The organism is Paracoccus saliphilus, assembly GCF_028553805.1.
Classification (GTDB): domain Bacteria; phylum Pseudomonadota; class Alphaproteobacteria; order Rhodobacterales; family Rhodobacteraceae; genus Paracoccus; species Paracoccus saliphilus.
Genome location: NZ_CP067140.1, coordinates 1,348,257 through 1,368,728, shown reverse-complemented (window position 1 = coordinate 1,368,728; position 20,472 = coordinate 1,348,257). Strand labels below are relative to the sequence as shown.

Below are 20,472 nucleotides of genomic sequence, written 5' to 3'. Positions count from 1 at the left end.
TCAAGTGGATGAAACGCCGGTCCTCGGGCATAGAAGGCGCGATCGGCGAGCAGGTGATCTGCGGCGAGATCGTCGATCAACTCCGGCACCCCGCGCAGGTCATGCGCTTGCCCCGGCAGCAGGCGGAAATCGACAAGGTTGCCAAGCGCGTCGGCCAGGGCAAGTATCTTGGTCGTTAGGCCGCCGCGCGAGCGGCCTATGGCCTGGCCTTGAGTCCCCCTTTAGCGCCCAGGCCCGAGCGGTGGACCTTGACGATGGAACCGTCGATCATGGCGTATTCGAGGTCGGCGTCTGCGGCCAAGGCCCTGAACATACTGTAGAAAGCGTCCGCCTTCACCCACCGCCGGAAGCGCTTGAAGACCGAATTCCACCTCCCGAATTCGTTGGGCAGTTCCCACCATTGTGCGCCGGTTCGCACGATCCACAGCACAGCTTCCATGAACAGCCGCGGGTCGCGCCCGGTCTGGCCGGGGTCTGTGGCCTTGCCAAGGCAGAAAGGTTCGATGATCGCCCATTGGGCATCGGTCAGGACACGACGAGTCAAGGCTGCTCTCCTCTGTTTGCAACCTTGAATCAGAACTCAGGTGATTTGGGAATCCCGAACGTCAACAGGCCCTAGCACTACTTTGGCAGATTTTTCTCACCCGCTGCGATACGCCTTTCGCAATGAGGGCATCGAATAGGCGGTGGACGCTCCAGGATATCGAGGATTGCTTGCCTGACGGCTGGCATGGTTGGTTGTGGGGGTGGTCCCGGGACTCTTTTTCCCCCGTCCCGCAGCCTTGAGGCGGCGGGATTGGAGGAAGGCGTAGGCGATCATCGTCATCAGTGCGTGTCGGTGAAGACCCGTCCAGGACCGCCCCTCGAAATGATCGAGACCAAGCTCTTCCTTGAGTTGTTGATGCGCCTGTTCGCAGATCCATCGGGCCTTGACGGTAGCGGCGAGCGTCTTGAGGCAGGTGTCGGCTGGCAGGTTCGAGGCGTAATATTTCCGTTCGCCGGTCGCACGGCGTTCACCGATCAGCCAAACCTCCTCGTCACCAGGCATAGCCTGCACACGGCCATCCGCCATGCGATGCCGATAGCCATCGGCGATGCGGACACGGATTGCGGCGAACTGGCAATTCAACCTGCCTTTGGTCCCACGCCTCCAGCTGACCTTCCGCCATTTCTCGTCCTTCAGCATCTGTTCAGCGGAAACGGCCACGCGGTCGGGGAGGTGATATTTGCGGCGGCGACCGCGTCCCACCTCGGGAAAGACCAGCCCGACATCCGCCGGATAGACGTTCTGGCGCCGCGACAGGCCGACCGCCCATGCAAGGCCGCGCTCGCTCAGAGACTGGCGGAAAGGCCCGCCCGATCCGTAACCCGCATCGGCCAGCACACAGCCGAAGCGGACGCCCGCATCCCTCACCCGGTCAATCTCCTCGATGGCAATCTCAGGTTTACTCAGGGCCGCTCGCCGATATTCCGGCACCCGGGCTCGGGCCATGCGGTCGGGATCGTCGGTCCAGACTTCCGGTAGAAACAGCCGCAACCCCACCGCCACCGGCACCTCGCGCGACGCCAGTGTTACCGAGACCAGCGACTGGCAATTCGCGGTCTTGCCCAGCGAGGAGGCATATTGTGGCGCAACCCCAACCGAGCGTTCGCCCTTCTTCGGCAGACAGGTATCATCGATGACCAGAAAGGCCTCCGCGCCGCCAACCAGCCTGTCGGCCTCGGCCAGCAAGGCCGCTTCCAGCGGCGCGCTGTCCCAGACCCCGTCGGCGATGAAATGATGCAGTTGGTCATAGCTGACCGCCCTGTCCCGCTCGGCCATCGGCTGCACGCTCTTGCGATCACCCGGGCCGATCAACCCGGCAACATAGGCCGGACACATCCGCCCCCGCGTCTTGTGCCCAAGCCCCGCAATAAACGGTGCCAGCCATGTCTCCAGATCGTCCCGCCAGTTCTCCATAATCCGCCAGCCTCCCTCAAAGCTGGCTCCCTATGAATCACCCAAAACACCTCCCGTGAATCCGGAGATTGTCGTATCAGCAAAAATCTGCCAAAGTAGTGCTTCTGTAATGGGCCTTTGTTCGTCAAGTCCCTTCGAGTGATCATCTCGCCGCCAGGATCATGCTTCTGTCCGTGGTCAACACGCGGGCTGCCACACTATGCCATCAGATCCGGAACCGGCAGGTCAATCTAGGACGCGTGATTTGCCGAAGCGTTCACAGCACTACTTCCGACCTTGCCAGGCCCTCGTCCCGGCGACGGGACCCCGAAGGAGCAGAACCTGAGCTGGCCTGCTCCGTTTCCTCTTTTGCTCTTACACGGTCACGACCTCCTTGCCCCAGCGAAACGCGCTGGCATCAATCCACATGCAATGCAGGACGGTGGCCAGCTTGCGGGCCAGCGCCACTTTCGCCCGTTTCATGCCCCGCCGTTTCGCGACACCCATCGCCCAGCCTTTCAGGGCGGAGAACCTCGAAGCACGCGTCAGCATGATATGCGCGGCCTCGTAGAGCGCGGTGCGCACCATGGCGTCACCGACCCTGGTGATGCCGCCGTCTCTGTCGGTCTCACCGGACTGGTATTTTCCAGGCGTCAGCCCGAAGTAAGCGCCGACAGTTCGGGACTTGGAAAACCGCTCCGGATCATCGACCGCCGAGCGATAGGTCAGCGCCACCAGAGCACCTACGCCGGGTACGTTCATCAACCGATGGCAGACAGGATCGGCCCGGGCGATCTTCAGCATTTCACGATGCAGCCGGGTGAATTCGTCCCACAGGGCGGCCCGGGCCTTCAGTATCGCACTGATCACCGTCGTCAGCATGTCATGGCCTTCGATGAGGTCGCGAATGCGGGCATCAAAACGACCGCGACTTACCTCGCCGACCTTGAGCCCGTAACCACGCAAAATGCCGCGAATGCTGAGTTCGACATCGCGCAGCTTGGCCTGCAGCAGTTTGCGGCCGACCAGCAATGCCCGCACGGCCTGAGCGTCCGCGGATTTTGCATGAACCGGGCGAAACCAGCCCATGCGCAGCAATTGCGCGATCCCACGGGCATCCTTGCGGTCCGTCTTCACGGTCATCGCTGACAACGCCGCCTTCACATGCCGCGTTTCCAGCAGCACCACATCAAAACCCGCGTTGACCAGGCCTTCGCGCAACCATTGAGACAATGGCCCCGCCTCGAGACCGATCCTGACGATCGGAAGCTCAAACTCGGCAAAATACCGAGACAACGCTGCCGGCTCACTCGCCACTTTCGTTTCGCGTACGATCTTGCCCGACGCATCCATCACGCAAACGCTGCACTGTTCCAGCGACACATCGATTCCTGCATAATACTCCATGGCTGTTCCTCGCTTGATGCCTGGGGCCGAAATCAGCGGACCCCGTTTCAACATCATCACTCTGGGGGACAGCCACCTTCATGGCCACCAGAGGAGCGCAGGCCCATAATGGCATCTAGTCGATGAAGGCCAGCATCCGGCCACAGATCAACACCACAAGCCAGATCAGGAGCGAGAGCAGCCCGACACGCCAAAGCCCGATGTTTGGCCGCGCGAAACTATTGGTTGAATGAAACCACACCGCATGGCCTGCACCGCAGGCGATCAAAGTCAGTTTCAGCAAGAACACCCGCATCTGCAGGTAATCCGCGGGCCCGGCCAGAAACAGAAGCAGCCCGGTCATCACGGCCAGCGTCAATCCGGTGGCGGCAACCGGCACGAGAACCTGTGCTAGATCGGGCACGGGAACGGTCGGCCACAGCCCGATCAGCCTTAGATCGAGACTGGCGATCGCGCCAACCAGCAGCGCAATGCCCAGCACATGCCCGGCGCTGACGGCAGCATAGATCCAGCGGCCAGTGCGCATCATCTGCGCTGGATCGCTGACCGCGAGCATCTCGATCAGTGGCTCCACGTCCTAGCTGCGGTCGGGATAGAGTTCGTGCAGATTGCCGTCGAACCAGATACGCTCGGCCTTGAGCAGCCGATCTTCCACCTCCGCCGCAGGCTCACCCTCGATGACGATCTCCCGGCCTTCGGCGAAATCGGCATCGGTCAGACCAGCGCGCTCATTACGCCAGGGCTGACCGACCTCGACCTGCCAGAGCTCACCCTCGACATCAATCTGCAACACGCCATGCGGATTGCCAAGCCGGGCTGATTGGATGATGCCGGTCAGTCGGATGTTTTCGCCGCTGGTCCAGCGCCAGCCGTGATGGGCCAGCGCAGGTGCGGCAAGTCCTGTGATGAGGATCGAGAGGGTCAGTCTGCGTCGCGTCAGCATGGGCATCTCCTTTCCCTGCGGTGAGGATAGACCATGCTGACCCGGCGCGGCAAGTCACAGCTTACGGCGTGAGATATTGCCCCCGCATCCGCAGCAAAACTTGTGGTGAGGGGACAGAGCGATTGTTTGAAGCATTGATGACCGCGCAATATTGGAGCCGATTATCGACCCTCTGCACATCACGCAAACGCCACGCAATCAGCGGGACGTCATCCCCGCTGATCGCAAACCACAGGCAGCTCTATGGGGCCAGAATGGCACTTCTCGGTGCCAAAATGGCAAAACTATGGGTGCAGGTACAAATCAAGCAGCAGCAGCTCACCCGCATTTGGAATGGCCACAGCTTGGACAGGTCATGCAGCCCTCGACCATGCGCATTCCATATTGGCCGCAGCTTGGGCAGGCGGGACCGCGCGGGCGTTCGCCCACGGCCATGACCTCGGCCTGCGGATCCGATTTCAAGCCAAGCCCTTCGCCTTCCAGAAAGCCGGTCGAAATCATGTGCCGTTCGATCACGCTGCCGATGGCGGCAAGGATCGAGGGAACATAGCGCCCCTGCATCCATGCTCCACCACGCGGATCGAAGACCGCTTTCAGTTCCTCGACCACGAAGGACACGTCTCCACCGCGCCGGAACACCGCCGAGATCATCCGCGTCAGGGCGACAGTCCAGGCGAAATGCTCCATGTTCTTGGAATTGATGAACACTTCAAATGGCCGCCGGTGGCCGCCCTGAACGATGTCGTTGACGGTGATATAGATGGCGTGCTCGCTGCCCGGCCATTTCAGCTTGTAGGTCGTGCCCTCAAGCGCGGCAGGCCGGTCCAGCGGTTCGGTCAGATAGACCACATCGGCGCCCTGATCGGCCTCGGGTGCGTCCTCGGTCTTTTCCGAGATCGACAGGACCGAGCCGGTCACCTCGTTCGGGCGATAGGTGGTGCAGCCCTTGCAGCCCAGGTCCCATGCCGAGAGATAGACATCCTTGAATTCCTCGAAGGAGATATCCTCGGGGCAGTTGATGGTCTTCGAGATCGAACTGTCCACCCATTCCTGCGCCGCCGCCTGCATGGCGACGTGATCCTTGGGCGCGAGGGTCTGGGCATTGACGAAATGATCCGGCAGGGGCGCATCGCCATGCAGATCGCGCCACATCTGCACGGCGTAATCCACGACCTCTTCCTCGGTCCGCGAGCCGTCCTTTTGCAGCACCTTGCGGCTATAGGCATAGGCAAAGACCGGCTCGATCCCCGACGAGACATTCCCGGCATAGAGGCTGATCGTCCCCGTGGGCGCAATCGAGGTCAGAAGCGCGTTGCGGACACCATGCTTGGCGATGGAGTCGCGCAAATCCGCGTCCATCTGCGACATGAAGCCGGATTTCAGGAATTCATCCGCATCGAAAAGCGGGAATGCCCCCTTCTCGCGGGCCAGATCGCTCGATGCCTGATAGGCCGAGTGGGCAATCGCCTTCATCCATTTGCGGGTCTGTTCGACCGCATCCGCCGCGCCATAGCGCAGGCCCAGCATCAGCAGCGCATCGGCCAGCCCGGTCACGCCCAGCCCGATCCGGCGCTTGGCCTGCGCCTCGGCTGCCTGCTGGTCCAGCGGGAATTTCGAGGCATCCACCACGTTATCCATCATCCGCACGGCGGTGCGCACCAGATCGTCCAGCGCATCCTTGTCCAGCCGGGCCGCATCCGTGAACGGGTCGGCCACCAACCGCGCGAGGTTGATCGAGCCCAACAGGCAGGCGCCATAGGGCGGCAGTGGCTGCTCGCCGCAGGGATTGGTGGCCGAAATGGTCTCGGCGTAATGCAGGTTATTGGCCTGGTTAATCCGGTCGATGAAAATCACCCCCGGCTCGGCATAATCATAGGTCGCGCGCATGATGCGATTCCACAGATCACGCGCCTGCAGGGTGTGATAGACCTTGCCGTCGAATTTCAGTTCCCATGGACCGTCGGCCTTCACGGCCTCCATGAAATCATCCGTCACAAGAACCGACAGGTTGAACATGCGCAGTCTTGCGCTGTCCTGCTTGGCCTCGATGAATTGTTCGATATCGGGGTGATCGCAGCGCATCGTCGCCATCATCGCGCCACGGCGGCTGCCCGCCGACATGATCGTGTGGCACATCGCGTCCCAGACATCCATGAAGCTCAGCGGACCGGAGGCATCGGCGGCCACGCCCTTCACCTCGGCCCCGCGCGGGCGGATGGTGCTGAAATCATAGCCGATCCCGCCGCCCTGCTGCATGGTCAGCGCGGCCTCTTTCAGCATCTCGAAGATACCGCCCATATTGTCGGGGATGGTGCCCATGACAAAGCAGTTGAACAGCGTGACCGCACGCCCCGTCCCTGCCCCGGCTAGGATACGGCCTGCCGGCAGGAACTTGAAATCCTCGAGCGCAGCATAGAAACGCTCTTCCCATTTCGCCGGTTCCTTCTCGACCCGCGCCAGATCGCGGGCGACCCGGCGCCAGCTATCCTCGACCGATGCATCCACCGGCTGCCCATCGGCGCCCTTCATCCGGTATTTCATGTCCCAGATCTGTTCGGCGATGGGGGCGGCAAAGCGGGTCATCGGGCATCCTTAGTGGCGTTAAGAGAGGGAAATACAATATATAGTTGAAGCGTGGCGGCATCAACCCCGATTATCGGATTCGAGCAGTGCCGTATCAAGTCCATTCCGCACCGATTCTCGGGTCTTTGCAGCCAATGTCTTGCGGGTCTCGCCCGCGACGGGAACCGGCCTGTGCAGCTTTACCTCGACACGGCCCTGTCGCGGCGCAGACAGCACCGCCAGCAGGTGATCGGCCAGGGCCATATCGCCCCACCAGCCGTAAAAACGCGGATCGCTGCCCTCGGGCGCATGATAGGTGACACTCATCGGCTGGATCGCCAGGGCATCGGGCAGCTCGGGATCGAGAAAGCCCTGGAACAGCGTCGGTTTGAAGGGCAGCACCCTGCGGCCATCGGTCGAAGTGCCCTCGGGAAAGAACAACAACCGGTGCCCGGCCCGGATGCGAGCGGCGAATTCCTCGGCCTGCGCGCGGGCGAATTTCGGGTCGCGGATGACGAAATGCGTATTGGTGACGGTAGTCAAGATATTGATGCCCGGCCAGCCGCGCACTTCGGCCTTGGAGACGAAGAATACCGGCAGGGCGGCATTCATCGTCAGTATGTCCAGCCAGCTCGAATGATTCGCCACGATCGCGCCGGGACCGCGCAGCGCCTGCCCCTCTCGCCGCCAACGCAAACCGATGCAGAACAGCACGAGCCGGCATACCATCTGCACATGCGGACCGCTCCATGGGCGGCGGGGGCCGTGGAACAGTTTTTCGATACCCCGCAGGGGCAGGATCAGGATCACACCGATCAGCAGGATCAGAATCGCGGGCAGGCCGCGCCGGATCACCCGCCACCAGCCGCCGATCCCCTTCGGGCGCGGCAATTCAGGGGCTTTGCCCTCGCGCCAGGTCGTTCCATCCCGGCGGGGGTCAGTCGGTGAGACGCGGGTCTCGTTCATTGTCCCTGCCAACGGCCTTCGTAGAATTTCCGGTGCTTTTCTGACATCGCCGCCGTATCCATGAGCAGGAACACATCCGTGGTGTTGAAATCGCGGTCGATATAGGCCCCATCGCCGACACGTCCGCCAAGCCTCAGATAGGCCTTGATCAATGCCGGCATGCCGATCAGCGCCTCGCGCCGCTCCAGGTTCTCGGCGGGGATCAGGTCCATCGGCTGATAGCCCTCTGGCAGGGCCTTGGGACGCAGCGCTTCGGCGGCCAGGTGATTGTGATGCAGCCAGCTGAGCGAAGGCGCCAGCGCCTGCGTATCGGTGCCATGAAAGCTGGCCACGCCGAATAGCAACTCGACCCGCAGATCCAGCACGTAATCGGCAAGGGCATTCCACAGCAGGAACATCCCCGAACCACCGCGATAGGCGGCATCGACGCAGGACCGGCCCAGTTCCAGAAGCGACCGCCCGGATCCGCGCAGCTTCGTCAGGTCATATTCGCCATCGCAATAGAACCGCCCGAACTCCTCGGCCCGCAGCCCCGGCAGCAGGCGATAGACACCCACGACATGATCCAGCTCCTCGGGCGAGCGCCTCGTGTCGATCAGGCAGAGATGATCGACAACCGGATCGAATTCATCGCGTTCCAGCCGTTTCTCGTGATCGACCAGGGCACCGTCGCCGCCCAGTTCCTCGACAAAGACCCGGTAACGCAGGCGTTGAGCCGCTTGCAGATCACGCTCGCAGGTTGCGATGCGGATATCGAAATAGGACGGGTCGGATTTCATCGGGCCTGCCGGGATTGCGGAGGTGAGCTTGGACCGATTGTCTAAGTGCGCAAATGTCGCATTGCAACCATTTGCGCAAATCGGTTACAAGCAGAGGAAGCTATTTACCGGCAGTTAACAACTTTAAATTGTATCATGCTGACCATGAAACCTTACGATTCGTTCCAGCGCAGGATCTCGAGCGTAACGCGCTTGCCATCGATCACCTGCTTGCCGGCCTCGGCAAAATTCACCGTGATGCGGTCGCCGATGCGGGATTGCACCTGCCCCTCGCCCCATTCCGGCGCTCCGGGATGGCGCACGATCATGCCTGGCTCGAGCAATTCATTCATATCCAACCCCTGATACCACGTTCAAAAGGTATGTTTTCATGAGTGCCCATACAATGCGTATCGATCCCCGCCAACTGGCCGCACTGGTCGGGTCACGGTTGTGCCATGATCTCGTGTCACCGCTTGGCGCGATAGGGAACGGCATCGAACTGCTTGAATTGTCGGACGAATTTTCCGGCCTAACGAAGACGCCCGAGATGCGGCTGATCGCGGAATCGGTCAATGCGGCGCGAAATCGCATTCAAGCATTCCGGATAGCCTTTGGTCCTGCGGGCAACAGCCAGCACATCACCCGCGCCGATCTCGAGAAACTGATCGAGGGAATGGCCGAGCAGCGGCAATTTCAGGTTGAACTGATTGCCTATGGCACCTTTCCCCGCATCGAGATCCGCATGGTCATTCTGGCGATGATGTGCATCGAGCACGCCGTGCCGCGAAAAGGGCGGGTTTCACTGCTGCACGGCCCCGCGGGCTGGAAGCTCATGGCACAGGGCGAGCAGATGCGCCCCGATAATGCCCTGTGGTCATGGCTCGATTACTCCGGCACGATCCCTGAACGCACCCCCGCCCCTTCCGAGGTGCAATTCGCATTGCTGCCCGAGGCCGCAGCGGAAGCCGGTCGCACAATCCACTGGAAACTCAACGGGAAAAGCGCCGAAATCACGTTCTGAGCACGGGCGGATCATCCGCCCGCCTCTTCCCGTTTACCGGCGGCGAGCGAGACAGGCTCAGTCCCGGACCGTGCCCTGCCCCGTGACCAGGTATTTGAAGCTGGTCAGTTGTTCCGCCCCCACCGGGCCGCGCGCATGCAGCTTGCCCGTGGCGATGCCGATCTCGGCACCCATGCCGAACTCTCCGCCATCGGCGAATTGAGTCGAGGCGTTGCGCATCAGGATCGCACTGTCGAGACCGGCAAAGAAGCGGTCGGCGGTGGCATCGCTTTCGGTCAGGATCGATTCGGTGTGCTGGCTGCCGAAATGGCGGATATGCGCGATGGCCTCATCCACGCCATCGACCAGCTTCGCGGCAATGATCATGTCCAGGAACTCGCGCCCGAAATCGTCGGGTTGCGCCTTGGTCGTGCCGGGGATTTTCGCCAACTCGCCCTCGGCGCGAACCTCGACACCGGCGGCGAGCAAATCCTCGATCACCGCAGCCCCGTGTTTCGTATAGAACTGCCAGTCGATCAGCAGGCATTCGGCCGCGCCGCAGATGCCGGTGCGCCGCGTCTTGGCGTTCAGCACCACCTGCCGCGTCATCTCGGGATCGGCATCGCGGTCCACATAGATATGACAGATGCCTTCCAGATGCGCGAAAACCGGCACCCGTGCCTCGCGCTGGACAAGCCCGACCAACCCCTTGCCGCCGCGCGGGATGATCACATCGATGAGCCCTTGCGCGCCCAGCATGGCGCTGACCGCCGCCCGGTCGCGCGTCGGCACAAGCTGGATCGATGCCTCGGGCAAGCCCGCCTGACGCAGCCCCTCGACCATGCAGCCATGGATCGCCTTCGATGAATGCAGGCTTTCCGAGCCGCCGCGCAAGATCACCGCATTGCCGGATTTCAGCGCCAGCGCGCCGGCATCAGCAGTCACGTTCGGGCGGCTTTCATAGATCACCCCGATCACTCCGATGGGCGTGCGTACGCGCTGAATATGCAGCCCGGTCGGACGGTCCCATTCGGTGATGACCTCGCCCACCGGGTCGCGCTGCTCGGCCACGGCGCGCAGGCCGTCCTCGATGCCGCGCAGCCGGTCCTCGTCCAGCCGCAGCCGGTCCATCATCGCGTCGGACAGCCCCTTTTCGCGCCCGAACTCAAGGTCGCTTGCATTGGCTTCGAGGATCTCGGGCAGGCGATTGCGGATTTCATGGGCCGCGCCGATCAGCGCCGCGTATTTCCGCTCAGCCGGGGCCTGTGCCAGCTCGACTGCGGCGGCACGCGCGGCGTCGCCCATCTTCGCAATCAATGCATCAGCTTCGACCATGTCCTTCATCGCCCATGACTCCGTTTATCGAATGAAACGCCCGATTTCAGCGCCCCAATATTCCGAGCCCCCTGCATAACCATTTTCGCATCGAAACAGGAGTCCCGAAATGCAGATCCGTTTTTGCCCCATTCCGTCCGATACCGCCCAAGCCTGGCGTGACGGCTTCCCCGACGCCTACGAGCTTGCGCCCGAACGAGTGGAAACCTCGACCGGCAGCGGCACCCCTTGCCGCCACTGCCTCGACCAGGTTCCGGCGGGCCAACCTTACCTGATCGCCGCGCATCGCCCGTTCAAGGGGCTGAACCCCTATACCGAGACCGGTCCGATCTTTCTGTGTGCTCAGGATTGCGTCGCGGGCGGACCCGACTTTCCCAAGCGCTTTCTGGCGTCGGAACAATATATCGTCCGCGGATACTCGGCAGATGAGCGGATCGTCTATGGCACGGGAGCCGTGACACCGACCGGCGAGATCGAGGACAGGTGCAAAGAGCTTTTCGCACGGGACGAGATCGCCTTCATCCATATCCGCTCGGCCAGCAACAACTGCTTTCACTGCCGGGTCGAGCGCGGCTGATCCTGCACGGCTTCCCGACGAAGCAGACAAAGGGTTCATTTCCATCCTGCCGCCGCCCGTGTTCTAATCGCTCGTGCGACCGCGATCACGCCCGGAGGCAGGATGAATTACCAGGATCTGGATATGGACCGGAACGTTCCGGTCATGTTGACAGGGGCAACCGGCTATCTCGCAAGCTGGATCCTGCATGATCTGCTGGAACTCGGCCTGACAGTTCACGCGACGGTGCGCGATCCCGACAGCGCCAAGGCGGCGGCGCTGCGCGACATGGCTACGGGGAAACCGGGCGAACTCAGGCTCTTTGCCGCCGACCTGGCCGATGCGGAAAGCTTCGATGCGCCGATGCAGGGCTGTGCGGTGGTGATCCACACCGCCTCGCCTTACAGGCTGACCGTCGATGATCCGGAAAGCGACCTGATCCGCCCTGCCATCGAAGGCACGCGGCACGTGCTGGCAGCCGCCAATCGCAACGCGGACATTCGCAAGATCGTGCTGACGAGTTCCTGTGCCGCGATTTTCGGAGATGTCGCCGATTGCGCGCAAGCGCCCGGCGGAATCCTGACCGAGGAGATCTGGAACAACTCGTCAGGCATCACCCATAATCCCTATGCCTATTCCAAGACGCTGGCCGAGAAAGCCGCGTGGGACATGCATGACGCGCAGGACCGCTGGTCGCTGGCGGTCATCAATCCCGCGGTGATTCTCGGCCCCGCCGTCGGCACCCCGCCCAAGGCGGAAAGCTTCGACATCATCCGGGGTTTCGGCAATGGCACCCTGAGGACGGGTGTCCCGCAGTTCGAGGTCGGAATGGTCGATGTGCGCGATGTCGCCATGGCGCATATTCTTGCGGGCTTCGGTCCTGCCACCGGGCGGCATATCCTGTCCGAGAAGACGCTGAGCTTTCTCGATATCGCCGAAACACTGCGCCCCCGATTCGGCAAGGATTTCCCCCTGCCCCGGCGGGAACTGCCGAAATGGCTTCTCTGGCTGGTCGGACCATTGGTGGACAAGCGCTTCACCCGCCGTTTCGTCGCGCGCAATCTCGGCCATCGCTGGCAAGCGGACAATCGCAAATCCCGCGAAGGCTTGGGGCTGACTTACCGCGGCGTCGAGCCGGGAATCGTCGAGATGTTCGCGCAGATGGTAAAGGCGGGTCAGTTCGGGAAAGCCGGAAACTGACGGCATAGGGCTTGATCCTGGCAGAAGCGCCCTGAAATCATTGCTTTCATCTGGGAAATGGCGCGGTTGACGGGGCTCGAACCCGCGACCTCCGGCGTGACAGGCCGGCACTCTAACCAACTGAGCTACAACCGCGCATATATCCGGGCGAAAGGGTGAAAGTGGCGCGGTTGACGGGGCTCGAACCCGCGACCTCCGGCGTGACAGGCCGGCACTCTAACCAACTGAGCTACAACCGCACACTTACCTTCCCCGGCTGATCGCCCGCCGGGTGAGCGGGGTTTAAGCGGGCCGTGAAGCCGCGTCAAGATAGCTGAAGAAAAAACATCCGCGCATCGGAGGACAATGCGCGGATGCCATTTGACACCCGCATGGAGGAGAGGCGGGTCATGCCATCCTTTCACGCCACCCGCAGGCGCAAGAGCATATTCCCGACATGTTTCGACCGCATGACGACAGGAGCGGCCCAAGCCCGGAAAAATGAGCCTAACGCGGATGGCTGATCCGTCCGCCGCAGACCGGTGCGGGCACGCCGGTGGTCATTGGTCCCGATATCGGCAGGCCCCGCTGCACGCGCACCGCCAGCCATCCGAAAGCCTGCGCCTCGAGCATGTCACCATCCAGTCCCGCCGACTCGACCGGGCGCACATCGGCCGCGATGGCCGTGCCGAGCGCCTGCATGATGGTGCCGTTATGCCGCCCACCGCCGCAGACCATCAGAACGGTCGGCATCGAGGGCAGCCAGCGCATTCCCGCTGCGACCGATCCCGCCAGCGCCGCGACCAGGGTGGCCGCCGCATCGGCATCTGGCAAAGATGCCACCGCGTCGCTCAGCCCGGTGAACTGGTCCCGGTCCAGCGATTTGGGCGGGGGACGATCGAAATAGGGGTGCCGCAGAAATTCGGCGACGATGCCTTGATCCGCTTTGCCAGAGGCGGCCAGCGCGCCGCCCTCGTCTCTGGCCTGCCTGCGGCGCGCGCGCATCAGGTCATTGATCGGCGCATTCGCCGGGCCGGTATCGAAAGCGACACAGGCACCGGGGGCTTCGGGCGCCGCTGACGCGGTATCCACCCAGGTGATATTGCCCACCCCGCCAAGGTTCAGGAAGGCCACCGGCGCAGGGGGCAGCTTCCCCTCCCTGACCGCCCATTCGGCACAGGCCCAGTGAAAGAACGGGGCAAGCGGTGCGCCCTCGCCGCCCTGCCTGACATCCTCGCTACGGAAATCCCAGACAACCGGGCGATCCGACACACGCGCCAGCGCCGCCCCGTCCCCGGCCTGATGGGTGCCGCGCCCCTGCGGATCATGCGCAAGCGTCTGGCCGTGATAACCGATCAGCTCTGCCTCGGGGAAACCTTCCGCCAGGGCCGCATGGCTGGCCACGGAAATCTCTGCGGCATCCGCCACGCCTTCCTCGCCCGGCCAGCGCCCGAGCGCCGCGTGCAGCGCCGCCGCCTCGTTATCCGAATAGGCGCGGAAAGCGCTGCGGCCGAAACCACCGATACGAACCCCGTCGGTTTCGATCACCGCCGCGTCCACCCCGTCAAGCGAGGTGCCCGACATCATTCCCAAAGCTCGGATCATCATGCCTTTTCCTTTGCCTTCTCAGCCGGTATATCCGCCCCGCACAAGAGGAAACAGCCCATGACCTACCAGCCGAAATCCGATTTCCTGCAAATCATGCTCGAGCGCGGCTATCTGGCCGATTGCACGGATTACGAAGGGCTGGACAAGGCACTGCTGGCCGGGTCGGTCACCGCCTATATCGGCTATGACGCGACGGCGGCCAGCCTGCATGTCGGGCATCTGCTGAACGTGATGATGCTGCGCTGGTTCCAGAAGACCGGCAACCGCCCGATCACGCTGATGGGCGGCGGAACGACCAAGGTCGGCGATCCCTCCTTCCGCTCCGACGAGCGTCCGCTTCTGGACCAAGCCGCGATCCAGGCCAATATCGACGGAATGCAGAAGGTCTTTGCCCGCTATCTCGATTACCGCGAGGATGGCGGCGCGATGATGCTGAACAATGCCGAATGGCTCGACGGGCTGAACTACCTGGAATTCCTGCGCGATATCGGCCGGCATTTCAGCGTCAACCGGATGCTGTCCTTCGAATCGGTGAAATCGCGGCTGGATCGCGAGCAATCGCTGTCCTTCCTCGAATTCAACTACATGATCCTGCAGGCCTATGATTTCCTCGAGCTGCATCGGCGTTACGATTGCAGCCTGCAGATGGGCGGCTCGGATCAATGGGGCAATATCGTCAACGGGATCGACCTGACCCGTCGTGTCGATGATGCGACCATCTGGGGGCTGACCTCGCCCTTGCTGACCACCAGCGACGGGCGCAAGATGGGCAAATCGCAGGGCGGCGCGGTCTGGCTGAACGGCGAGATGCTGTCGGCCTATGATTTCTGGCAGTTCTGGCGCAATACCACCGATGCCGATGTGGGCCGCTTCCTGAAGCTCTACACCGAGTTGCCGGTCGCCGAATGCGAACGGATGGGCGCGCTGGAGGGATCCGAGATCAACGAGGCGAAAGTGCGGCTGGCCAACGAGGTGACCACCCTGCTGCATGGCGCCGAGGCCGCGGCAAGCGCCGAAGCGACCGCGCGCGAAGTGTTCGAGCAAGGCGGCGCAGGCGGCGACCTGGAGGTGGCCCTGCTGCCGTCGAATGCGCTGAGCGACGGGCTGACGGTGGTGCAGATGCTGGTCCAGACCGGCATCACCGCCAGCGGCAAGGAGGCCAAGCGCCTGATCGCCGAGGGCGGCTTGCGCTTGAACAACGACGCCGTGAACGATCCGCAACTACCGGTCGATGCGGCGTTGATCGGCGATGGGCTGAAGGTATCGGTCGGCAAGAAGAAACACCGGATGGTGCGGGTCGGCTGACCGGAAGCAGCTGATTGTTGCGTCCCGCGATGGCCGGGGGCTCCGCCCCGTCGCCGGCAGGTCTCTCGAACCAGTGGCGCACCAACCGGCGATCCCGAGGTATTTTTCCCAAAGAAGAAGAGGAAGCGGGTTCAGGTTTTGCCTGCGCGATCATCCATTCCGATAGGAAAGCAATTAGCCGCATATCAGAAAGATCATCCAGCGAATGGAATCTGTCCCCGCGCCTTGATACGCGAAATCACCGTCGAACCCATCGCCAAGTTTCGTAGCCCTGTGTACGCCCTGTGTACAGGTTGTGCACGCGCGGTGCACGGGTTGTGCAGACGAAAACCCAGCATTTGTTGGGTGAAACGCATCCGCGTTGCGTGGGGTGACAGATGCAGCGCACGCAGGCGTTGCAACTTATAGCGTGATGACCGAGATCAACCGTCCGTAATCCACCTGCCCCTCATGCGTGGAGCGGCGATAGCTGAAGAAACGCTCGGGATCGGAATAGGTGCAATGCCCGGACCATTCCGCCTCGACGCCCGCCCCACGCAGCCGCGACAGGCCGAAAGACGGCAGATCGAACATCGGGTGGCCATTCGGGCCACCGCTGAAAAACCTCGTATGATCAGGATCTTCGAGAAGGAAGTCCTCCATGAAATCCTCGCCGACTTCGTAGGCGCGCTGGCTGATCGTCGGCCCGATCACTGCCCGGATGTCCTGTGCCCCAAGCGCCCGCATCGCCTCGACCGTCGCCTCGATGATGCCGCCCAGTGCGCCACGCCATCCCGCGTGACATGCCCCGACGATTCCGGCCTCCGCATCGGCCAGAAGGATCGGCTGGCAATCCGCGGTCAACACCGCAAGCGCCACGCCACGCCGCATGGTGACCAGCCCATCCGCCTTGATTTCGCTGATCTTTTCCAAGTCATCGCCGTCGTTCAGTGTGACCACATCCGCCGAATGCACCTGCTTGACCGTGGCCAGCCCATTCGCCGGCACGCCCATCGCCTCGGCGACTCTTGCCCGGTTCAGCGAGACCATGTCGCCTTGATCGCTGCTGCCGCGTCCACAATTCAGCCCCGCGAAAAGCCCCGAGGAAGCCCCGCCCTTTCGCGTGAAAAAACCGTGCCTTACATCGGCAAGCAACGGGTTTGTCAGGATCTCAAGCGTCGTCTGCATGATGCCTCAGCGCGTCAAATCCGGGCACCGGCAGCGCCCCTTTCGGCCAGATGGCCATCGCCTTGAACAGGTGACCCATTTCATCCGGGCGGGTCAAGCGCCGAAGCGCATCCATCGCGCCCGCGTCGCCGGCATCCGCCAGCCGCCGTGCCCGTGCCTCGGCCCCAAGCGACAACAGCCAATCGCCCTGATGCAGCGGCCGCGACACCTCTGCCCCGGCCCGGATCGCGGCGGCGGCCAAAGGCGCGAAATCGACATGCGCGGTAAGATCGGCCTCGCCGGGATGGGCCAACGGGTCCTCGGGCGCATGCGCACGCAGCGCCTGAAAGGTGTCGCCATAACCGTTCCAGCCGCCGTAATCGACGATGATCGCCGCCCCGCCACGCGCCGCGATCCGCCCCGCTATCGCCTCGATGATGGCGACAGCGGCAGAGCAATCCTCGACGATATCGCCGATCCGCCCCGCGCGCGGCAGATCGACCGGCGGGGCCAGTCCCATACGCAACCCGTCCTTGTCCAGACCGACGACGCGCTCGGCCCAACCTTCCTCGACCCGCTGGAACTGCCGGACCGGTAAAGCATCGAAAAACTCGTTTGCCATCATGAACAGGGGCTTATCCGGCAATTCCTCGATCCCGTCGAGATGCCGGACATCGCCAAGATTCTCACTCTGCACGCCGCGCAGATGCGGTGAAGCCTCGATCAGCGTGACATCGGCGGCTTTGAACATCCCCGGCACGGCCCGCATGGCCCGCAGCATATCCGCCATCAGCGTGCCGCGCCCCGGCCCCGGCTCGGCCAGCGTGAAGGGCGCAGGGCGGCCCTGATCCATCCAGGTTTGTGCAAGAGCAAGACCGCATAACTCTCCGAAAATCTGCGAGATTTCCGGCGCGGTAGTGAAATCCCCGGCCTGTCCGAAAGGATCGCGGGTAGCGTAGTAACCATAGCGGGGATGGAGCAGGCAAAGCTCCATGTAATCAGCCAGCGTGATCGGCCCGGTGGCCCGGATGCGCTGCGCGATGATCTCGGCTAGCGGGGTCATGCAGCGGTGGCGACCGGGGCACGGCGCCATGCGCGAAGGATAAAGAACAGCCCGACCAACAGCATCGGCAGTGACAGAACCTGTCCCATGGTCAGCCCGATCACCGGCCCGCCGATGACATGGCCAAGCGGGTTGTCGGGGGTGATGAACTGCGCATCAGCAAGTCGGAACAATTCCACGAATATGCGTGCAAGCCCGTATCCGGAAAGGAAAATCCCGAATGCGAGCCCGGGACGGTGCAGTCCTTTGGCCCGCACCACGGCCCAAAGAATCAGCCCCAGAAGCAGCCCTTCAAGCCCCGCCTCGTAGAGCTGGCTTGGATGGCGAGCGCAAAGCCCCTCGATACCGGGGCAGGATTGCGCGGCCTCGCCGGGGAAGATCACCCCCCAGGGCAGATCGGTCGGACGGCCCCACAGCTCGGCATTGATGAAATTGGCGATACGGCCAAAGAACAGCCCGATGGGCGCGACCACCGCCATCGCATCGGCCAGGCGAAGCGGGGGAATCCCGCGCGACCGGCAGAACAGCCATGCCGCCACGATCACCCCGGCAAAACCGCCGTGAAAGCTCATCCCGCCCTGCCAGACCTTTGCGATCTCGGCGGGATTGGCGAGGTAATAGCCCGGCTCATAGAACAGCACGAAGCCCAATCGCCCGCCGAGAATCACCCCGAGGATCACCCAGGTCAGCAGGTCATCGACGGCCTCGCCCTCCATCGGCGCCTTGTCGCCCCAGATGGCGTCGCCCCGCATCATCCGAACCATGATCCGCCAGCCGATCAGCAACCCGGCCAGATAGGCCAGCGCGTACCAGCGCAAACTCAGCGAAAACCCTCCGATCTGGATGGTGAAAATCTCGGGCGATATATCGGGAAAGGGGATCATGCTGCCTCTGGGCCGGTTGTCGAGGCGCACGCTAGCGCCGCGCCCGGCGGTGTCAATATTGAACCCCGGCGCGGCGCGGCCCATATAGGGGGCAAGCAAAGCAAGGGATCAGGCTAAATGGCGACACAGAACAAGTTTTTCGACGATGTCTCGCAATTGATGACAAATGCGATGGGTGTGGCCCAGGGCGCCAAGACCGAGGCCGAGACGGCGATGAAAGGCTGGGTTGACCGCTGGCTGGCGGATCGCGACTTCGTGACCCGCGAGGAATTCGACGCCGTCCGCGAGATGGCCATCAAGGCCCGCACCGAGAATGCCGAGCTGAAGGCCAGGCTGGACGCGCTCGAGGCCGGGCGTCAGGGCGACTGAATCCGATCCTTCAGGCTACCCTCCCGGGTGTAGAGCAGTATCTCTCCGCCATCCGTGACCACCACGATCCAGTCGCGGGCGAAGGTGACGGCCTCGGCCGTCGCGCCTTCGGGCAGGGCTATGCTGTCGGGCAGTTCCGGCAGCATCGGCTGGCCGAGCCGGGTCCATAGCAGCACGACGATCGCCACCATCCCCAATCCCATCACCAGCGTCAGCCCGGTAACCAGCGTTTTCAGGAAGCGCAGTTCGGGAACCGCTTTCGCTGCCTCTTTCCAGTCGCTATCATCATCGCTCATGTCGAACCTTGTCATCACCATCCCGGCCAATCCGCCTGAACGGCTTGATAAGGCCCTTGCGCTGGCAGTGCCAGAGGAAGCGGCGCTGTCGCGGTCCCGGCTTGCCCGGCTGATCGCCGATGGCGCGGTCAGCGGGCCCGGTGGCGTGGCGCGGGACGGCAAGGCGAAAGTGGCCGAGGGGCAGGAATATCTCATCACCCTGCCCGAGCCGGAACCGGTCGAGACCCGACCCGAGGCGATTCCGCTGAATATCGCCCATGAGGATGGCGACCTGATCGTGATCGACAAGCCCGCCGGGATGGTCGTCCATCCCGCGCCGGGATCGCCCTCGGGCACGCTGGTCAACGCGCTGCTGGCGCATTGCGGCGAGACGCTCTCGGGGATCGGGGGCGAACGGCGCCCCGGCATCGTGCACCGGATCGACAAGGATACCTCGGGCCTTCTGGTCGTAGCGAAATCCGACCGCGCCCATCACGGGCTTGCCGCGCAGTTCGAGGCGCATAGCGCGCAGCGCCGCTATCTGGCGCTGGCGCATGGGGTGATCGATGCCGCCGATCCGCGGCTGCGCGGAACCCCCGGTGTCAGCTTCGAGGATGGCGGCGTGCTGAAGATCACCTCGCGCCTGACCCGCCATGCCAGCGACCGGCAGAAACAGGCGGTCTATTTCGACAGGGGCCGACATGCGGTGACACGGGCGCGGATGGTTGAGAGCTTTGGACGCCCTGCCTCGGCCATGCTGGTCGAATGCCGGCTGGAGACCGGGCGAACCCATCAAATCCGCGTGCATATGGCCCATGCAGGGCTGGGCCTGATCGGCGATCCGGTTTATGGTGGGGCGCGGCGGGCATCGGCAAAGGCGCTTGGCGAGGCGGCCCATGCGGCGACGGCATTCCCCCGGCAGGCGCTGCATGCCGCGCATCTGGGCTTTGAACATCCGGTCAGCGGTGTTATGATGGAATTCGACAGTCCGCTCCCCGCCGACATGAAATCCCTGCTGGAAGCGTTGCGGATCGCGAAGACTTGACATGAACGTGAACCGTTCCCACGTTACCATTCCGCAAAATCCAGCCAGAGTAATTTCAAGCCCCAACCTGCCCCACGAAGGGCAAGCGCAATCTCTCGTCGCGGAACCGTGACCGCCTCGTCTGCGTTA

General features: G+C 63.0%; 20 protein-coding genes, 2 tRNA genes and 1 pseudogene. 6 read left to right on the top strand and 17 right to left on the bottom strand.

Annotated features, from left to right (window positions below; translation table 11 throughout):
* Positions 1–32: 32 nt before the first annotated feature.
* The 9 genes and pseudogenes from JHX88_RS06465 to JHX88_RS06425 all read right to left on the bottom strand — a co-directional run.
* A pseudogene (locus JHX88_RS06465) lies at positions 33–544 on the bottom strand (IS5 family transposase); the annotation flags it as partial.
* 96 nt (positions 545–640) lie between these two features.
* A complete protein-coding gene (locus JHX88_RS06460) occupies positions 641–1,960 on the bottom strand; it encodes an IS701 family transposase (RefSeq protein ID WP_272848116.1) in 1,320 nt (439 codons plus the stop codon).
* A 354-nt stretch (positions 1,961–2,314) separates the two neighbouring features.
* Positions 2,315–3,346, bottom strand: coding sequence for an IS110 family RNA-guided transposase (locus JHX88_RS06455; protein WP_076529219.1), 1,032 nt, complete (start codon positions 3,344–3,346; stop codon positions 2,315–2,317).
* A 115-nt stretch (positions 3,347–3,461) separates the two neighbouring features.
* Positions 3,462–3,920, bottom strand: a complete 459-nt coding sequence (locus JHX88_RS06450) for a hypothetical protein (RefSeq protein WP_084203022.1) — start codon at positions 3,918–3,920, stop codon at positions 3,462–3,464.
* Between the two features lie 3 nt (positions 3,921–3,923).
* Positions 3,924–4,289, bottom strand: a complete 366-nt coding sequence (locus JHX88_RS06445) for a DUF6152 family protein (RefSeq protein WP_141225801.1) — start codon at positions 4,287–4,289, stop codon at positions 3,924–3,926.
* Between the two features lie 318 nt (positions 4,290–4,607).
* Positions 4,608–6,872 carry an adenosylcobalamin-dependent ribonucleoside-diphosphate reductase gene (locus tag JHX88_RS06440; RefSeq protein WP_076525040.1) on the bottom strand — a complete coding sequence of 755 codons (2,265 nt, stop codon included), beginning with the start codon at positions 6,870–6,872 and terminating at the stop codon, positions 4,608–4,610.
* Positions 6,873–6,932: 60 nt separating this feature from the next.
* The gene (olsA, locus tag JHX88_RS06435; protein ID WP_076525042.1) at positions 6,933–7,817 is read right to left on the bottom strand and encodes a lyso-ornithine lipid O-acyltransferase; all 885 of its coding nucleotides are present in this window, start codon (positions 7,815–7,817) and stop codon (positions 6,933–6,935) included.
* Positions 7,814–8,596, bottom strand: a complete 783-nt coding sequence (gene olsB / locus JHX88_RS06430) for an L-ornithine N(alpha)-acyltransferase (RefSeq protein WP_076525044.1) — start codon at positions 8,594–8,596, stop codon at positions 7,814–7,816. Before olsB ends, olsA begins: the two co-directional genes overlap by 4 nt.
* Positions 8,597–8,748: 152 nt before the next feature.
* Entirely contained in the window at positions 8,749–8,928 is a 180-nt protein-coding gene (locus tag JHX88_RS06425) for a DUF3553 domain-containing protein (protein WP_076525046.1), read from the bottom strand.
* Positions 8,929–8,966: 38 nt separating this feature from the next.
* Between JHX88_RS06425 and JHX88_RS06420 the strand changes: the two genes are divergently transcribed.
* Positions 8,967–9,599 (top strand): histidine phosphotransferase family protein, encoded by a 633-nt coding sequence (locus JHX88_RS06420; RefSeq protein WP_084203024.1) that lies wholly within the window; start codon positions 8,967–8,969, stop codon positions 9,597–9,599.
* A gap of 57 nt (positions 9,600–9,656) precedes the next feature.
* Here JHX88_RS06420 and JHX88_RS06415 read toward each other — a convergent pair whose 3' ends face one another.
* Entirely contained in the window at positions 9,657–10,922 is a 1,266-nt protein-coding gene (locus tag JHX88_RS06415; protein WP_076525050.1) for a glutamate-5-semialdehyde dehydrogenase, read from the bottom strand.
* Between the two features lie 100 nt (positions 10,923–11,022).
* Here JHX88_RS06415 and JHX88_RS06410 point away from each other — a divergent pair, with 100 nt between their 5' ends.
* Together JHX88_RS06410 and JHX88_RS06405 are read left to right on the top strand one after the other, a co-directional pair.
* Positions 11,023–11,490 carry a DUF1203 domain-containing protein gene (locus tag JHX88_RS06410; protein ID WP_076525052.1) on the top strand — a complete coding sequence of 156 codons (468 nt, stop codon included), beginning with the start codon at positions 11,023–11,025 and terminating at the stop codon, positions 11,488–11,490.
* 102 nt (positions 11,491–11,592) lie between these two features.
* Positions 11,593–12,669: an NAD-dependent epimerase/dehydratase family protein gene (locus tag JHX88_RS06405; RefSeq protein ID WP_076525054.1), complete on the top strand. Its 1,077-nt coding sequence runs from the start codon at positions 11,593–11,595 to the stop codon at positions 12,667–12,669.
* A gap of 58 nt (positions 12,670–12,727) precedes the next feature.
* Here JHX88_RS06405 and JHX88_RS06400 read toward each other — a convergent pair.
* From JHX88_RS06400 to JHX88_RS06390, 3 genes are all read right to left on the bottom strand, one after another.
* Positions 12,728–12,804, bottom strand: a tRNA-Asp gene (locus tag JHX88_RS06400).
* A gap of 27 nt (positions 12,805–12,831) precedes the next feature.
* Positions 12,832–12,908 (bottom strand) — tRNA-Asp (locus JHX88_RS06395).
* 247 nt (positions 12,909–13,155) lie between these two features.
* Complete coding sequence (locus JHX88_RS06390; protein ID WP_076525056.1) at positions 13,156–14,256, bottom strand: anhydro-N-acetylmuramic acid kinase; 1,101 nt, start codon at positions 14,254–14,256, stop codon at positions 13,156–13,158.
* Positions 14,257–14,313: 57 nt separating this feature from the next.
* Here JHX88_RS06390 and tyrS point away from each other — a divergent pair, with 57 nt between their 5' ends.
* Positions 14,314–15,561 carry a tyrosine--tRNA ligase gene (tyrS, locus tag JHX88_RS06385; RefSeq protein WP_076525058.1) on the top strand — a complete coding sequence of 416 codons (1,248 nt, stop codon included), beginning with the start codon at positions 14,314–14,316 and terminating at the stop codon, positions 15,559–15,561.
* Between the two features lie 402 nt (positions 15,562–15,963).
* Here the strand turns inward: tyrS and pgeF are convergent, their stop codons facing one another.
* The 3 genes from pgeF to lgt are packed head-to-tail and all read right to left on the bottom strand — an operon-like array spanning position 15,964 to position 18,654.
* A complete protein-coding gene (pgeF, locus tag JHX88_RS06380; protein WP_076525060.1) occupies positions 15,964–16,728 on the bottom strand; it encodes a peptidoglycan editing factor PgeF in 765 nt (254 codons plus the stop codon).
* Positions 16,712–17,770, bottom strand: coding sequence for a class I SAM-dependent methyltransferase (locus tag JHX88_RS06375; protein ID WP_076525062.1), 1,059 nt, complete (start codon positions 17,768–17,770; stop codon positions 16,712–16,714). The genes pgeF and JHX88_RS06375 overlap by 17 nt, the downstream gene beginning before the upstream one ends.
* Positions 17,767–18,654, bottom strand: coding sequence for a prolipoprotein diacylglyceryl transferase (gene lgt, locus JHX88_RS06370; RefSeq protein WP_076525451.1), 888 nt, complete (start codon positions 18,652–18,654; stop codon positions 17,767–17,769). The genes JHX88_RS06375 and lgt overlap by 4 nt, the downstream gene beginning before the upstream one ends.
* A 117-nt stretch (positions 18,655–18,771) precedes the next feature.
* On the opposite strand from lgt, the gene JHX88_RS06365 reads away from it, so the two are divergent.
* Complete coding sequence (locus JHX88_RS06365; protein WP_076525064.1) at positions 18,772–19,023, top strand: accessory factor UbiK family protein; 252 nt, start codon at positions 18,772–18,774, stop codon at positions 19,021–19,023.
* On the opposite strand, the gene JHX88_RS06360 is transcribed toward JHX88_RS06365, so the two are convergent.
* Entirely contained in the window at positions 19,011–19,319 is a 309-nt protein-coding gene (locus JHX88_RS06360) for a DUF6476 family protein (protein ID WP_076525066.1), read from the bottom strand. The two genes, JHX88_RS06365 and JHX88_RS06360, sit on opposite strands and share 13 nt — an antisense overlap.
* Here JHX88_RS06360 and JHX88_RS06355 point away from each other — a divergent pair.
* The gene (locus tag JHX88_RS06355) at positions 19,318–20,343 is read left to right on the top strand and encodes an RluA family pseudouridine synthase (RefSeq protein ID WP_076525068.1); all 1,026 of its coding nucleotides are present in this window, start codon (positions 19,318–19,320) and stop codon (positions 20,341–20,343) included. The two genes, JHX88_RS06360 and JHX88_RS06355, sit on opposite strands and share 2 nt — an antisense overlap.
* The last annotated feature ends 129 nt before the right edge of the window (positions 20,344–20,472 follow it).

Coding starts and splice junctions, on each gene's coding strand:
- JHX88_RS06460 (WP_272848116.1), bottom strand. CDS start 1,960: ATGGAGAACTGGCGGGACGATCTGGAGACATGGCTGGCACCGTTTATT.
- JHX88_RS06455 (WP_076529219.1), bottom strand. CDS start 3,346: ATGGAGTATTATGCAGGAATCGATGTGTCGCTGGAACAGTGCAGCGTT.
- JHX88_RS06445 (WP_141225801.1), bottom strand. CDS start 4,289: ATGCTGACGCGACGCAGACTGACCCTCTCGATCCTCATCACAGGACTT.
- JHX88_RS06440 (WP_076525040.1), bottom strand. CDS start 6,872: ATGACCCGCTTTGCCGCCCCCATCGCCGAACAGATCTGGGACATGAAA.
- olsA (WP_076525042.1), bottom strand. CDS start 7,817: ATGAACGAGACCCGCGTCTCACCGACTGACCCCCGCCGGGATGGAACG.
- olsB (WP_076525044.1), bottom strand. CDS start 8,596: ATGAAATCCGACCCGTCCTATTTCGATATCCGCATCGCAACCTGCGAG.
- JHX88_RS06425 (WP_076525046.1), bottom strand. CDS start 8,928: ATGAATGAATTGCTCGAGCCAGGCATGATCGTGCGCCATCCCGGAGCG.
- JHX88_RS06420 (WP_084203024.1), top strand. CDS start 8,967: ATGAGTGCCCATACAATGCGTATCGATCCCCGCCAACTGGCCGCACTG.
- JHX88_RS06415 (WP_076525050.1), bottom strand. CDS start 10,922: ATGAAGGACATGGTCGAAGCTGATGCATTGATTGCGAAGATGGGCGAC.
- JHX88_RS06410 (WP_076525052.1), top strand. CDS start 11,023: ATGCAGATCCGTTTTTGCCCCATTCCGTCCGATACCGCCCAAGCCTGG.
- JHX88_RS06405 (WP_076525054.1), top strand. CDS start 11,593: ATGAATTACCAGGATCTGGATATGGACCGGAACGTTCCGGTCATGTTG.
- JHX88_RS06390 (WP_076525056.1), bottom strand. CDS start 14,256: ATGATGATCCGAGCTTTGGGAATGATGTCGGGCACCTCGCTTGACGGG.
- tyrS (WP_076525058.1), top strand. CDS start 14,314: ATGACCTACCAGCCGAAATCCGATTTCCTGCAAATCATGCTCGAGCGC.
- pgeF (WP_076525060.1), bottom strand. CDS start 16,728: ATGCAGACGACGCTTGAGATCCTGACAAACCCGTTGCTTGCCGATGTA.
- JHX88_RS06375 (WP_076525062.1), bottom strand. CDS start 17,770: ATGACCCCGCTAGCCGAGATCATCGCGCAGCGCATCCGGGCCACCGGG.
- lgt (WP_076525451.1), bottom strand. CDS start 18,654: ATGATCCCCTTTCCCGATATATCGCCCGAGATTTTCACCATCCAGATC.
- JHX88_RS06365 (WP_076525064.1), top strand. CDS start 18,772: ATGGCGACACAGAACAAGTTTTTCGACGATGTCTCGCAATTGATGACA.
- JHX88_RS06355 (WP_076525068.1), top strand. CDS start 19,318: ATGTCGAACCTTGTCATCACCATCCCGGCCAATCCGCCTGAACGGCTT.
- JHX88_RS06360 (WP_076525066.1), bottom strand. CDS start 19,319: ATGAGCGATGATGATAGCGACTGGAAAGAGGCAGCGAAAGCGGTTCCC.